The following is a 14,727-nucleotide window of genomic DNA, read 5'->3' as shown; positions in this document are numbered from 1 at the left end:
TGAGGACGATCGGGTGTCGCCTCGGGCGGTGGTCCGACCCGCGACGCGACTGGCCTCGTGCCCTGCGTGCTGAACTGTCGACCCTGCCCGAGGCGCTGCTTGCTGCCGCCGGACCGGTAGGCGTGTCCCGATAGGGGCCTTCGCGACGCTGCTGTGATCATGACCGGGCTGACGCCTGCTGAGCAGGGGAACGGGAGGCCGTGCGGCTGGAGGCGGAGCCGGAGCGGGGCCCGCTGGCACACGGCTTCGACGGCGAGGACCAGGGCTGGACGCACGGATGGAGCTGCCAGGTGCCCGTCCGCCGCGCGCTGGAACGCGACGAGGCGGCAATCTCAAAGGCGAGGTCAGTAAGCGCCGTTGAGGAATGGGAGTACGTCTGCAGCATCCGTTATGCCGGGTGGCGGGCCGTCGACTCGTGTGCCCGGGTGCGCGTTTTGGATGATCATTGGTGCGAGTGTCGGGGTGGTGTTGACTTCGATGAAGTGGTTGATACCGAAGCTCTCTTGAAGGTCCGCGATGGATTCGATGAGGTTCGCGGGTTTGGTCCAGATGGCGAGTGACGCGTTTCTGACTGTGTCAGATTCGATGATGGGCCGGCATTCGGTAGTGAAGTACAGAGGAGGCAGTACGGGCTCCACGGTTCGCTCTTTTTGCCGGAGGATCGCCTGGAGGGCTGCCGGCCTAAACAGAGGGGTGTGGATGGGGAGGATGGCAGCGAGACGCCTACAGGGGATTCCTTTGCGTTCTGCGTGACTCTCCAGTAGGTCCAGGTCGTCGAATCGGCCGCACACAACCGTTTGATTCGGGGTATTGATCATGCCGACGTGGAGGCCGTCCTCCGAGATCTGCCGACACATCGCCCCAGCGGTCCGCTGATTGACGGCGAGGGCAAGCATTCCACCCCGCAGTGAAATTCTCTTGGCTTCGAAGAATCCCGTGAGGAGAACATCGATTGTTTCTGCCATGGACATGAGGTCCGTGATTACGCTCCCGACATTGAAGCCTGCGCCATGTCCGAGAAGGATAGCTGGCTGAACTTTCAGATCGAGTGACGCATATACGGAGTACGGGACGAGCGTTGCCGCGACCAGGTTATGGACGTATTCCGTTTCCAGGCTGGGGGCCGGCCCAGAATCTGTGGTGGTGAGTCTGCGTGTTACGGGTGGCTGGCCGATTTCCGCGAGCTTCTGGTCTGTTATCTCAAGGGCATCGGCCACGCTCGCGTTCGTGTGAGCCAGCGTGCGCAGGATCCCCGGAGGGTAAGGGTTGCTGAACGGCGGAAAAGCGAGGGCTGTCGTGAGCGGCATCTGTTCTCTCCCGGGATATCTGCCCGTTCGTAGCCACTAGGAGTAGGAGCTGTTCCCGCCTGATTATCCAGAAAGCGGATTCGGCCTGCCTCACTGCCGAATCCGTTTTCTGGACAACTGGCATGCGGTTCAGCTATTGGCTTTGTCAGGACTGGCTCTCGGGGCGTAGGTGGTGGAGGACGGTGGCGGCGATGCTGGTGAGAGGTGCGGTCATGACTTCGGGGGCGGGGATCGCGCAACCGGTGTGGCGGCGAATGTGGCCGATGAGTTCGGTGGCGGTGAGGGAGTCGGCGCCGAGTTGGTCGATGCGGCGGCTGACGTCGACGCGATCGGGTGTGGTGTGGAGACCGGAGGCCAGCCAGGAGGTGAGGGCGTCAAGCAGTACCGGGCGGGCTTCCTCCGCGGTGGCAGCGGCCCGCAGGCGCGGCAAGAGGCTGTCGTCAGCGCCGGTATCCGGTGTGTGGACCAGCGTGGCGGTACGGGGTGCGGTAACAGCGGGGAGGAAGGCCATGAGCGCTTGCTCACGGCCCCGGGATTCAGCGACGACCGCGGTGACCGTGGTGTCCGGGTGGTGAAGCAGCATGTCGAAGCGGTCCAGTGCCTGGGACGAGGTCATGGGAAGGATCCCGTAATCGCTCATCACTGAGGTGATTCCGGTGCGGAGCACGTATCCGACGTCGGAGATGGCGCCCAACTGCAGGACGGAGGCGGGCAGGCCGTCGCGCTCGCGCCGGCGCGCGATGTTTTCCAAGGTAAGGCTGGCGGCGCAATACGAGGCTTGCCTCCTGTTGCCGAGCAACGCAGCGAAGGATGAGTACAGGGCGAAGAAATCGAGGTCGCGATGGCGGGTGTGGGAGTCGAGGAGAAGCGCTCCGGTGAGTTTGGGGTTCAGGACGGTGAGGTACCGCTCGACGGACAGGTCGGTGATCTCGTCGTCATCGAGGACCATGGCAGCGTGGATCACCCCGGCGAGCCGGCGTCCGCTTGCGTCGAGGTCGCGGAAGAGCTGGTCGACGGTTTTCGGGTCGGAGATGTCGACAGCGCGCGCGTCCACCTGGACTCCCTGGTCGTTCAAGCTGCTGACCAGGGCGACGGCGTCTTGGTTGCGTGCGAGGCCACGTCGGCTGACGAGCGTGAGGTGACGCGCTCCCCGGCGGACCAGGTGCCGGGCGGTCTCGGCTCCGAAGCCGTCAAGGCCGCCGACGACCAGATAGGTTGCCGCGGGATCCAGCACTGGCGGCTCGGGGGCGCGATCGAGGAGGACCCCGTCGTCGAGGGCGACGACAGTCTTCCCGGCCCCCTGACCAGCCAGGAGGCCGTCCATGGCTTCGTGAATCTTGTCGGCAGGGTAGACCGTGTGGGGCAATGGGCGGCATTCGCCGCTGTCGATCACCTTCTGCAGGTCGCGCAGGCAGCGATCCACCGTGAGTGAGGGTTCCTCGAACCAGCCGACGACATCGATGGCGTGCATGGTGGCGTCGCGGTCCAGGGGCGGCATGTGCAGCGGCGTCGATGACGGCGCGACGAGCGGTTCGACGTCGAAGAAGTGCCCCCCCGGCGCCAGGAGGTCCAGCGCACGCCGGCGCAGGTCCGCCGTGATGGAGCTGAGGTTGAGGATGACGTCGACGCCGCCTTGGGTAACGTGCCGGACCTCCTCGGCGAAGCCGGGAGCACCCGAGTCCACCACATGGTCGACCCCCGGAAGATGCAGCAAGGCGCGCAGAGCCGGCGTGGGGGCGCCGACGATGACGCGGCTCCCGGCGAGCCGGGCGAAATCTATCGCCGCCAGCCCTGTCCCGTCAGCTCCGCCCAGGATGAGAACGCTGTCGTCAGGACCCACACCGGCCAGGTGTCCCAGGACATGGTGCGTGGTCAGCTGGGCTATGAGAAAGGTTGCCGCTGCGGCGAAGGTGACCTGCTCGGGGAGCTTCACCACCCGGTCGGCACGCAGGTTGATGTGCGAGGCCAGCCAGCCGCCTTGGGTGATCCCGGCAACCCGGTCTCCTGGGCGGATGCCGGTGACGTCGTCTCCGACCGCGGTCACGATCCCCGCGCCTTCGCAGCCGAGGTGGACGTCGCCCGGACGTGCGCCACGGGGCGGGAGCAGGCGCCCCGTGGCGAAGAGAGCGTCACGGCCGTTGAGGGCCGCGGCCTGCACGCGGACGGTGATCTCACCCGGCCCTGGGTCGGGGATGCTGCTGTCCTGCCAGACAAGCCTGTGGGGGGCGCCTGCTTCGCCGTGGACGGCTAGCGCAAAGTGCGCGGTGGCGCCGTGGGCGCGTGTCTGCCGGGTTTCTGGCAGCGCCTGCACCCGCACAGCGAAGCGCCCATGAGGAGTGATCACGCATTCGTCTTCGGCATCGGGATGGGTGATCTCGTACGCGACGCGGCCGGCCGCCTGCCGTGCCGACCCCGCGTTCCCGCTGACGACACGGATCTTGCGGACGGTCAGCAGCGGTTGTTCGTTGGCCAGAGTGCGGGTAGCGCCCCATAGGGCTGCGCCAGTATGTGTCATCGGGGCGTCCAGGCTGTCGGCGGTCGTCGACGCGACCAGCCACAGGGTGGGCTGGAGGTCACCGCCGGCCTGCGCGCAGGCGCCGGCCAGGGCGCTCAGCTCCGCACAGGTCCGGGCGACCCGCGCGGTGATCTGCTCGGCCGTCGCCGGCTCGGTGTCGTCGGCGATCAGCACGACGTCGACCGGCCCGGCGGCCGGCAGCAGGGCCGCCCAGTCCGTCTGCGGCTGGAAGGCCGAGACCGCCACCTCGCGGGCTCCCGTGGCGGTCAGGGCGGTTGCCACGAGGGCGCCCAGGCCCTCGGCCGAGCCGTTCCCGTTCTCGGTGATCAGCAGGCACGGGGAGGTCGCGACGTCCGCCTCCTGCTCCCACTGCTCGCCGGCGGGTTCGGCGCCCGTGGCGCGAACCGCCGCGATCACCGAGGCGGGAACGCCCTCCACGTCCGGCTGCGCGCTCAGGAACGCGCTGGTGGAGAAGCCCGCCTGCTCCAGCACCGGCGCCCACTGATCGCGGGTCAGCGCCGCGCCGGCCGGCCGCAGTTCGGTGTCGGTGGAGTCCCAGAAGGAGTCCAGGATGCCGAACAGGGTCGCCACGTAGGCGTTGCTGTGCATCTCGAGGGCGACGAGCTGGCCGTTGTCGTCCAGCAGCGTGGCGGCGTGGCGCATGCCCCGGGTGATGTCGGTGGTCGTGTGCAGGGCGTTGCTCGCGATGACGAGGTCGAAGGAGCCCGCCACGAACCCCTGGTCGAGCGGGTCGACGCCCAGGTCGAGAGCGCGGTACTCCAGGAAGTTGAAGGCGGCGAAGCGCGCCTCGGCCTTGGGGAAGAACGCCGAGGAGACGTCGGTGTACACGTAATGCGTGCGCTCCGGCGGCAGGTGGGGCAGGATGCGAGCGGTGAAGCCCCCGGTGCCGGCGCCGATCTCCAGAATCCGCAATGGCCGGTCGGCCGGCCAGTCGGCCAGGACGGCGCGGATATATGCCACGGCGGTATCGGACAGGTACGTGAGCCCTGGATCGTGGTTGTACACCTGCGCCGCGATCGGACCGGATTCGCCGAACAGCACCTCCAACCCCTCCACCTCACCAGTGAGGACGCTGGGCAGGCTGCGCCCGACCCACGCAGCGGCCTGCCACATCACGATGAGCTCGGGGAATTCCTTCAACCTGTCCTGCAAGAGCTCCTCAGGCACCGGTGTGCCGCTCTGGCACCAGCCCCCGTCGGCACGAGCGGTCAGCAGCCCGTACCGGACAGCGATCCCCAACATCATCTCCACCAACGGGCACAGGCTCTCCCTGAGGCCGGCACTCCTCAGGTCATCGAGGCTGAAGACCTGTCCACCGACCGGTCCGGCGACCTTGATCGCGCCTCGTGCCGCCGCGGAGCCCAGGATGCTGTTGACCGCAGCCGCCATGTAGTGCGCGCTCAGCTCCCGAGACCGTTCCATGTGGCCGCCATAGCCATGGTCCCGGAACGCGTCGTCGAGCCGGGTGACGACCGGGCCGCAAGCATCGATGACGCGTGAAGGCGCAGGGAGCGGACAGGGGGTGCCGGGCAGCGCGGTCATCCGCGGGCGTGCCCTGAGCACTTCGTTGTAGACCCGGGGCGCGGGAGAACCGCTGTTCTCGATGCGCCGCGCGTATACGTCCCCCAGGTCGAGCAGGACTGTTCCGTCGGTGTCACAGACGGTGATGTCGCACATGAGCCCGGTCTCGAGAACGGACGTCAGCCGCATGTACGCCATGACGGTGGCGGGCAGGGGACCCCAGGCGCGGACGCTCCCCACAGCCACCGGGAGGTGGGGAACGTAAGGTTGCGCGGAGCCGGAGACGACGCAAGCGGACAGCGGCAGCATCGCTTGGAGGCAGCCGTCGAGAAGAACGACACGGGCCTGATGCTCGGTGCCAGTGCCGGCGAACTGATCTGTGTGAAGCCTCGCCAGCCCTTCGCTGTCCTGGACGGCCAGCGATGCCAGCGAACGGAATGCCGGCCCGTAGTTGAGCGATACCGCGGCGCAGGCCCCGTAGTGGTCGGACATGTCCACGGGTTCGCTGATGCGGCGGGCGAGACCAGCCACGTCCACCGGAGCAGGCCTGACATCGGCCAAGCCGCGCCACCGCCCGTTCACGTGCTGGGCGGCCTCAATGTCCTCACCAGTGTGCCCGGCGACGACGAAGGTTCCATCGGGACGGACGGTGGTGGTGGTGCGTACCGGAGCCGATCCGGGATCGCTGGGCAGGACCAGCGACCTGGCCAGGGATATGTCGAGCAATTCCACGGGTCCGCCGTGCACCTCGCGGGCCGCCGACAGCGCCATGTCGAGAAAGGCCGTGCCAGGCATGACGACAGCGTCGCCGACCTTGTGATCAGCGATCCAGGCCGCGCTCTGCTCCCGCCCCCACGTCGGGTCGGCGGCAAGCAGGCGCCGGCCCAGCAGCGGATTGGACGCAGCCGGCTGCGGCGCCGGCGCAATCTCGTGGTCGGACCACCACGAGGGGTCTCCCAACTGGTAGCGCCGGCGTTGCCACGAGTAGGCCGGGACGTCCACGACGCGACCGCCCTGGGGGAAGAACCGGTCCCAGTCCAGCTGCGCCCCAGCCGCGGCCGCGCGCAGCACGGTGCCGCTCAGCGCCTTTGGGCCGGCGCTGATCCGGGTCAGCGTCGACGCCACCTCCACCAGCGCTTCCTCATCGACGGCGATGCGGCGCAGGTAGCCGCTGAGCGCCGGGTGAGGGCCGACTTCGACCAGAACGTCACAGCCATGCTCCTCACCGACGAGCGCCGCAACCGCCGCGGCGAACTGGACCGGTTCACGCACGTTGCGCCACCAGTAGTCGGCGTCCATCTCGTGATCTGCGACCGCGCGGCCGGTGACGGTGGAGACCAGCGGGATCCCGCCCTGACCAGCCTCAAGCTCTCCGAGGCCGTCCAGCAGCGGGCCGCGGACAGCATCCATGGCCGGGCTGTGGAAGGGGTAGTCCAGGCGCAGGAACCGAAAGGACACACCGTCGCGAACACAGCTTTCCTCAACAGCCTCCAAGGTTTGGCTGTCCCCGGCCAGGGTGACGTCGTTGCCGGAGTTCACAGCCGCGATCACCACGCGGTCGCCCGCCCCCATCTCATCGAGCAACCGCTGAGCCTGCGCAGGCGACAGTGCCAACGCCGCCATCCGCCCGGCCCCGAAGGTGGGCGCCTGCGCGAGGCTACGGTGTGCGATCACGCGACATGCCTGGGGACGATCCAGAACTCCGGCGCAGTAGGCGGCCGCGACCTCACCGACGCTATGACCGCAGACCCCGTGCGGTCGCACCCCCCGCTCGCGCAGCGACATGAACAATCCGGCTTGCAGGGCGAACAGCATCGGCTGCGCCACTTCTGTCAGCGCCCACCGTCCGGTGTCCGGCGCCGCCATTTCCGCCTCGACCGACCAGCCCAGCAGCGGTTCCAGTTCGCGGCTGACAGCCTGAACCTCGGCGGTGAAGGCAGCGTCGTGCCCCAGCAACTCCGCGCCCATCCGGGGCCACTGCGTGCCGTTCCCGCTGAAAACGAACCCGACACGTCCCCGGGCCATGCTGACGGCCGATGCCGCCTCGTCCGACGCGCCCTTTTCCGCCATCTCCCGCAGTGCTTGTGCGGCCGCTGCGCCGCTGGAGGCCAGCACGACCGTGCACAACTCACGGCGCTCGCGGCGCCGCACCGTGGTGAACCCGACATCCACCAGGGCGGAATCGTCAATGCCTTCCAGGTGGGCGGCCATCGCCAGCGCCGACTCCCGCAACGCCGCCTCCGACCGGCCGGTGACCACCACCGGCACAGCCACACCCGGCCGCCTGTCCTCGGTCCCCGCAGCATCGTTCCCGATGACGCCGGGGGCCGGCGGCGCATCCGGCAGCTCCAGGACCACGTGCGCGTTCGCGCCGCCGATACCGAACGAATTGACCCCGGCAATACGCCGCGCGCCGGCCCCACCGTCCAGCGGCTGCATCGCCGTCACCGGGTCCAGCCCCAGCCCACCGAAATCGATCGCCCGGTTCAACGGTTGCGCATGCAACGTAGCGGGCACCCGCTGCTCGCGCAGGACCAGCATGGCCTTGAACAGGCCCGCCATGCCGGCCGCCGCTTCCAGGTGCCCCAGATTCGACTTCACCGACCCGATCGGCAACGCCTTCCCCTCGCGCCGCCGCCCCAGAATCCGCCCCAAAGCCTCGCATTCCGCCGGGTCGCCCGCCGCCGTCCCCGTCCCGTGAGCCTCCACGTACGACACCTGGTCAGCGCGCACACCCGCCTCGGCGTACGCACGCTCCAACATCGCCGCCTGCGCATCGGCACCCGGCATGGACATCCCCAGAGTCCGCCCGTCGGCATTGACCACCGAAGCCCTGATCACCGCGTGCACCCGGTCACCATCGGCTACAGCACGGCTCAATGTCTTCAAGAGCACCACCCCCGCGCCCTCCGACCGGACGAAGCCATCGCCGTCCTGCGAGAACGAGTGACAACGCCCCGTCGGGGAGAGCATCGACGCCTGGCTGGAGATGACGTGCCCGCCCGGGCCGAGCACCAGATTCACCCCGCCGGCCAACGCAACCTCACAACGGCCCGAACGGACCGTCTCAGCCGCCAGATGCAGTGCCGTCAAGGACGACGAACACGCCGTGTCCACCGTGTGGGACGGCCCATGGAAATCAAAAAGGTACGACAGGCGGTTCGCCGCACTGAACGCCCCCGTACCGGTGGGGGCGAACGAATTCATCACCCCGGGACGTCGCAGCAGCAGACCCCAGTAGTCCTGAACGGTCAGCCCCATCACGACCGCCACGTCCGAACCCGCCAGCAGCCGCGGATCCACGCCCCCGTCATCGAAGGCCTCCACCGCGCACTCCAGCAGCAGCCGTTGCTGCGGATCGATCTGGCCTGCCTCCTTCGGCGAAATACCAAAATACTCCGGGTCGAACCCCCACACGTCCCCGAAAATCCCGGCCGCCCCGGTATACGCCTTCCCCGCTCGCACCTCACCATCACTGACGACGAAATCATCGGTACTGAACCGGTCGCCGGGTACCGACGTCACAAGATCCTGGCCGGCGGCCAAGGCATCCCACAACCCGCCCAGCGTTGTGATCCCCCCGGGGAGACGGAGCCCCACCCCAATCACCGCAACAGGCTCCCCCGACCCCTGGGCAGTGCTCGCACCACTCATGCCGCCTCGCTCCTGACTCACCATCGCTGCGCCTGCCTTTCACATATTTTTTCCACACGCGTGACCGCTCGCGTTTTTCATATGCGTGACCGCTTGCGTTTTCGGGCAGGGGATCCTGTAGTTGTTTACGCGGGGTCGGTAGTCCCCGGAAACCCTGGAGGCTTCCTCACTCCAGGGCACGGGCGACCTGTGCAATCGGCTTGCCGGCCTTCCTGGGCGGCAGGACCTGCCTCACCATCCCAGATGGATTCGTGCGCTCGCGCTATGATGTGCGCTCTGGTGCGGTCCTGGCACTCAGGCGCATCTTGAGATCACGTGGGCCCATTGAGGTAGTGATAGCCGGATATTTCTGTCCGGGAATGGGTTCCAGGCGCCAGCGAGAGGCGATGTCCGTAAGCGTGAGCGCAGCCTCAATGACGGCGAACTGGTCGCCGATGCATTTGCGTGCACCGCCGCCGAAGGTGAGGTAGGCGTTATTGCGCGGTGCTGAATGCTGCTTCTCGGCATCCCAACGGTCGGGATCGAAGACGTCAGGGTCCGGATAGTAGCGTGCCAGGCGGTGCAGAGCGTAAGGGCTGTACGCGATGGTCGTCCCGGCCGGGATGTCATAGCCGCCCAGGCGGGTGTTCGCTGTGACGAGCCTGGTCCATATCATCCCAGCCGGCGGATACAGCCGCAGCGTCTCGGTGATGATCTGGTTGGCGATTTTCAGGTCGGGCAGGTGGTCGTGGGAAACCGGCCTGCCGTCCAGGACGCGATCGGTCTCGGCCCACAGCCGCTCCTGGATGTCCGGATTGCAGGCGACGAGGTACAGCGCCCATGACAAGGCATGCGCTGTTGTCTCCGAACCCGCCACCAGGAAGGTCAGGATCTCGTTGCGGAGTTCGGCGCTGCTCAGACGCTCCCTCGGGCAGCCGTCGGCCGGGTCATCGGGGTTGCCTGGATCGCTTGCTGTCAGGAGCGCCGATAGCAGATCCCCATGGTCCGCCGTGTCCACCTGGGCCTTGGCGATAATGTCGGTCACGGTGTTGTGGAGCCCGGCCACAGCCCGCTGATAGCGCCGGTTGCCGGGGGTCGGAATCCGGTTCAGCACCGCTGGCGTGAATGTCTGCCGGTACGTCGCGTGTTGCACCACGATGGCGTCGTTGACCAACTGACGCATGTCCTCTGGGGGCAGCGTCCCGCCGAGCATCGCCTGCAGCATGTTATGCATCGTCAGGCTGAGCATTTCCGCCGGCATGTCCAGGACCTGACCATCACGCCACCGGCTGGTCAGCAGGGTTGTCCCCTCGGTCATAACCTGGGCGTAGCCGGAAAGTCGGCTGCGGTGGAACGCGGGCTGAACCAGCCGGCGCTCCCGTCGGTGCATGGCATGCGGGCAGGTCACGAGACCGTCGCCGAATACCTCCCTGGCCTTGTCGAACAGCAGACCTCCCTTGTCGTAGGTGCGATCGTTGAGAAGTATCTGTGAGGTCAGCTCCGGGTCACAGACCATCACCGCCTTGAGCGGGCCGACGTTGACGCGGATCATGTCGCCGTGCGCGGGCAGCGAACGCAGGAATTTCCTTGGATCACGGAGCGCCTTCACCGCATGACCCACGACCGGGAGGCCTCCAGGCGCCAAAGGAACGGTCTCGCTGGGATTTGCGGTGGTCCTCTTGCGTGCAAGCACGTTGCGCATGCAATCCTCCCAGGTGCGTCAAGTTGAGTGTTTTATTGATGCGACACAATTGAGCGCCTTTCGCGGCGGTCAGATCATCCGCATGCTCGCGACAGGGACGTGACCAGGGCGCAGTGCAAGGAGGCCTCGGCGAGCTCGGCCGCGGTGATCCGCTCCTCGCTGCCGGGAGAGACGTGCGGGGCTGTGTCCGTGGCCGGAGGGCCGGCCAGGTCAGGAGACCGCTTCCCGAGGAGCGCGCCGATGCAGTGGTGCGGACCGTCGCCGAAGGCAAGCGGCTTGATGTCGGTGCGGGACACGTCCAGGGAATCAGGGTTGTCGTACCGGCGCGGATGGCGGTTGGCGGCGTCGAGCAGGATCGTCAGCTTCGACCCGGAGGGGATGGTCTTCTGGCTGACGGTGACGTCCGTGGTGGTGATACGGGCGACGAGCGGGCGCGTCTTCTGGATGGAGCCCGCGCTCAACATCGGGTTGACCAAGCTGCGGATGCGCCGGTGGGCCCGGCCGTCCAGCATGAGCATCCAGCGTCGGGTGTCGCTCACCGCGGGGCTCTCCCAGCCGCCACGGTGCTCCGCCCTCAAGGGGATGTGGTGGACCGGTTCAGCCTTGCGAAGCCGTGCGTGAAACGGGTATGGGGCGCTGTGCATTCTCGGATCGCGGGGGTTGTAGAGAATATCCGGCTTCACTGCGTCCATAGTCGGAAAGCGTGTCAGGGGGCTTGTTCGGCATCAATAGGACACAGGTCCCACCCCAGGGTCTCTTGCGTGATCGCTTTCTGGCGGGGTTTATTCGGTGAGGCCGGGGCTGTCCGGGGTCGGTGGTAGTCGCGGGCGGTGTGGCGTGGTGCGGCGGCGATGTTGGTGCGGGGATCCTGAGGGTGGACGCCGAGGGAGAGGTTGCGTAGGCCGGACATGATGCGCGGGAGGTGGCCAGATATGGATCTTGGAGTCGTCCGGGCGCCAGACTGGTGATCAGGCAGGCGCGTTCGGTGGTGGGTTCGCCGGCGGTGCAGTCCTTTCTCCAGTTGCATTGTGCGTCCGGGAACCGAGACACCTCATGGCTTCATTTTGGCGAGAACTGCGGTGCGTTTCGCGAACGGCGATCCCTTGGCGATTATGAGACCCCGCCAGCGAAAAACCTTGTGCATCCTCTTACTTAGTGGCGAGCGCCGCGTGTCGGCGATCAAGTTGTCGTCTGTGGTCACCGACCTGCACGGGATAACCGGGCGGGACATCATGGGCCGCCTGATGCCCGGGGCCGACCGAAGCGAAGTCGCTACTGGCGCCGTGGCCGCTCAGGTGGCGGCCGTGAGCATAGGGACGAGGAGGAAGACCTTGAACAGGCAATCGCTGGCTAGGCTCCGACGTCGAGTGCGGCCGGGCGCCGTTCCGTTGCGGAATGACCTTGCCATGGGAGAGGGAGACCGGGTGCCGCTGCCGTACCCGTCGGGATGGTTCTGCCTGGCGCTGTCCCGTGAGGTGCCGGCCGGCGCGGTGGTGAACCGGCGTTTCATGGGCCGCGATGTTGTCCTCTACCGCACCAGGGGCGGCGTCCTGCGAGTCGTGGATGCCCACTGCCCCCACCTGGGCGCCCACCTCGGCGTCGGGGGGGTAGTCGAGGGCGAGAATCTGGTGTGCCCGTTCCACCGCTTCGCCTTCGACGTCGAGGGATCCTGCGTCAAGGTCCCAGGCGGAGCCCCGCCCCGGGCGACGTTAGCGCAGTCCATCGTGCGCGAGCGGGGCAAGATCATCTATGTGTGGCACGGCCATGATGCCGCACCGCCTGCCTGGGAGCCTTCAGAGATACCTGATGACAGGTTCGTGCCCGCCGCCTCCTGGAGCACGCTCCTGGCCTCGCACCCACAGGAGGTCATGGAGAGCTTCGTCGACTACCAGCATCAGCCGATCGTGCACAACGTTTCCCTTCGTGAAGTGGCCCCGCCGGTAGATGAAGGGCCGTTGCTGCGCATTTCCTTCAGTGCGTCCATCAGGCTGTCCGTCCGCTTGGCGACCATAACGGTGGAGCAGGGCCTGGCCCTGTCCGGCCTTGGCCTGGCCTCGGGGGAGGTGACGCTGCACCAGGTCGGAATGTCGTTGGGGGTACTGCTTACGGCGACACCGGTCGGGCCATGGCAGACGCACTTGCGTGTAGTCGCCATGACAGAGGCCGCGTCGCGCGCGGATTCCCCCCGGCTCCGGAAGGCCGCCTCCATGTCCTGGTCCGCGGTGGCTGGGCAAGCGCTCGTGCGGACCATAGCCCACCAGATGGGCCAGGACGCCATGATCTGGAACTGGAAGCGGTACGAGCCGAACCCCCGGCTCGCCCCTGAGGAGAGCGCCATCGGCCACTACCGCCGTTGGGTGCGTCAGTTCTACCCGCCGGACACGTGGCCTACCGGGACGTCATGATCGCCGCTGACTTGGTACCGCCTGCCACCACATCCTCCGGCGTCGCGACTCCGGGCTTGGGCGGCGAGCGCGCGCGTTGATTCCCTCACCTGTCGTGCCACCCGCTCGTGCCCGCGGCCTGCCCGCCTCGCCGCGGTGCCCGGCCGTCAGGGTGGCCGGGGTCACGATCCGGTGCAGCCTCAGGCGTCCCGGCACCAGAGTTACGCGGCCGCGCGGACCGGCGAACGCCGGCATGCGTGACACAACCTGTGCGAAACCGCATCGACGCCGAGCGGAGGGGGGGCTGCCGTGCGACGGCTTCGCGGCACGCACCGGGGTGGGGTCAGGACTGGGTGATCTCGATGTGCCGCAGCCTGGTGGCCTGCGCCTTGGGCGCTGCGGCGCAGCACGCCTTCACGTTCCCGCACCGCCTCCATCGGTCACGTGCGGTGCGTCGGCTCTGGGCTGGTGGGCCGCTGTGTACGAGGCGGGCACTCCTGGGTACCCGGGCGCTGTTGACCAGTACCACTGGCCGGGGAAGCGAATGACCTGACGGAGGTGGGCCATGCGGGCGCAACTGTTCGATCGGCTGGAGGCGTTCCGCCTTGCCACCGCCCGGCTGGAGCAACTGGGCTTTGAGCAGGTCTACGACTACGTCCTCGGCAAGGCCGACTGGCTCGCCGCTGACCAGCCGCTGGACGAGGTGCTGGCGGTGCTGGACGAGACGGCCCGGCGCTGTTGCGTGGTGGTCGATACCGAACAAGTGGTCCTCGGCCTCCTCTCGTACGAGGACGCGGCAGCCCGTACTGCAGCTGCTGGACCGTATGACGCACACCGGCACGGAAGCCGTCCCGGTCACCGATCCAGAGGGACGGCTTCTTGGTCTCCTCGAACGCCCCGACGTCGAACGCGCCACTGAGCAGCGAGAGGCCATGGCCGGCTGAGCTTGCTGCAAGAGCGGAAGGAGTTCACACCATGCGGTTCCGTGACCGTCGGCACGCCGGGCGGGATCTGGGCGAACGGCTGCGCTTCCTGCAAGAGAAGGGAGCACTGGCGCACCCCGTCGTGCTGGCCCTGCCCCGCGGCGGTACCACGGTGGGCCGCGAGGTGGCCCAGGCCCTGCAGGCCCCACTCGATGTGGTGGTGGCCCGCAAGATCGGGGCGCCCTTCCAGGAAGAGCTGGGCGTGGGTGCGATCGCGGGCGACGATCCTCCGCTGTTCGACGAGCGGGCCCTGGAGCAAGTGGGCCTGAGCAGCGGCGACCTGGAGGACGTGGTGGACCGTGAGCGGGAGGAGCTGCACCGCCGCGAAGAGCGTTACCGGCAGGGCCGCCCCGCCCCAGACCTCCAGGACCGTACCGTGATCGTTGTCGATGACGGCCTGGCCACCGGGGTCACCGCGCGTGCCGCGCTGCGCTGGGTACGTAGTCAGTCGCCCGAGCGCGTGGTGCTGGCCGTGCCGGTGTGCTCTCCGGAGGCGGCGCACGATCTGCGCGGCGAGGCCGACGATGTGATCTGCCTGCACCAGCCGGTCGCCTTCCGGGCCGTCGGCCTGTGGTACGAGGACTTCGAGCAGCTCACGGACGACGACGTACTGGAGGCTCTGCACGGTCACTGAGCCGTGAGCCGTGAGCCGTGAGCTGAT

General features: G+C 67.7%; 7 protein-coding genes and 1 pseudogene. 4 read left to right on the top strand and 4 right to left on the bottom strand.

The annotated features are described in order from the left end of the window. Positions 1–206: 206 nt before the first annotated feature. Positions 207–335: pseudogene (locus AB0I77_RS34185) on the top strand (transposase); the annotation flags it as partial. A 9-nt stretch (positions 336–344) separates the two neighbouring features. On the opposite strand, the gene AB0I77_RS34180 reads toward AB0I77_RS34185, so the two are convergent. The 4 genes from AB0I77_RS34180 to AB0I77_RS34165 form a co-directional block, all read right to left on the bottom strand. Further along, a complete protein-coding gene (locus AB0I77_RS34180; protein ID WP_363286711.1) occupies positions 345–1,307 on the bottom strand; it encodes a hypothetical protein in 963 nt (320 codons plus the stop codon). A gap of 145 nt (positions 1,308–1,452) precedes the next feature. Then, positions 1,453–9,018 carry an SDR family NAD(P)-dependent oxidoreductase gene (locus AB0I77_RS34175; RefSeq protein WP_363286647.1) on the bottom strand — a complete coding sequence of 2,522 codons (7,566 nt, stop codon included), beginning with the start codon at positions 9,016–9,018 and terminating at the stop codon, positions 1,453–1,455. Between the two features lie 262 nt (positions 9,019–9,280). Next, on the bottom strand, positions 9,281–10,699 hold the full coding sequence (locus tag AB0I77_RS34170; RefSeq protein ID WP_363286646.1) for a cytochrome P450: 1,419 nt from the start codon (positions 10,697–10,699) through the stop codon (positions 9,281–9,283). Between the two features lie 74 nt (positions 10,700–10,773). Then, positions 10,774–11,238, bottom strand: coding sequence for a cytochrome P450 (locus AB0I77_RS34165; RefSeq protein WP_363286645.1), 465 nt, complete (start codon positions 11,236–11,238; stop codon positions 10,774–10,776). An 885-nt stretch (positions 11,239–12,123) separates the two neighbouring features. Here AB0I77_RS34165 and AB0I77_RS34160 point away from each other — a divergent pair. The 3 genes from AB0I77_RS34160 (at position 12,124) to AB0I77_RS34150 (ending at position 14,700) form a co-directional block, all read left to right on the top strand. Next, the gene (locus AB0I77_RS34160; RefSeq protein WP_363286644.1) at positions 12,124–13,104 is read left to right on the top strand and encodes a Rieske 2Fe-2S domain-containing protein; all 981 of its coding nucleotides are present in this window, start codon (positions 12,124–12,126) and stop codon (positions 13,102–13,104) included. 544 nt (positions 13,105–13,648) lie between these two features. Continuing rightward, positions 13,649–14,002 carry a hypothetical protein gene (locus AB0I77_RS34155; protein ID WP_363286643.1) on the top strand — a complete coding sequence of 118 codons (354 nt, stop codon included), beginning with the start codon at positions 13,649–13,651 and terminating at the stop codon, positions 14,000–14,002. Between the two features lie 56 nt (positions 14,003–14,058). Further along, positions 14,059–14,700, top strand: coding sequence for a phosphoribosyltransferase family protein (locus tag AB0I77_RS34150; RefSeq protein WP_363286642.1), 642 nt, complete (start codon positions 14,059–14,061; stop codon positions 14,698–14,700). The last annotated feature ends 27 nt before the right edge of the window (positions 14,701–14,727 follow it).

The organism is Streptomyces sp. NPDC050619, from assembly GCF_040654815.1.
GTDB lineage: Bacteria > Actinomycetota > Actinomycetes > Streptomycetales > Streptomycetaceae > Streptomyces.
The sequence above is the reverse complement of the archived record's forward strand: the minus strand, read 5'-3'. Positions and strand labels throughout refer to the sequence as shown.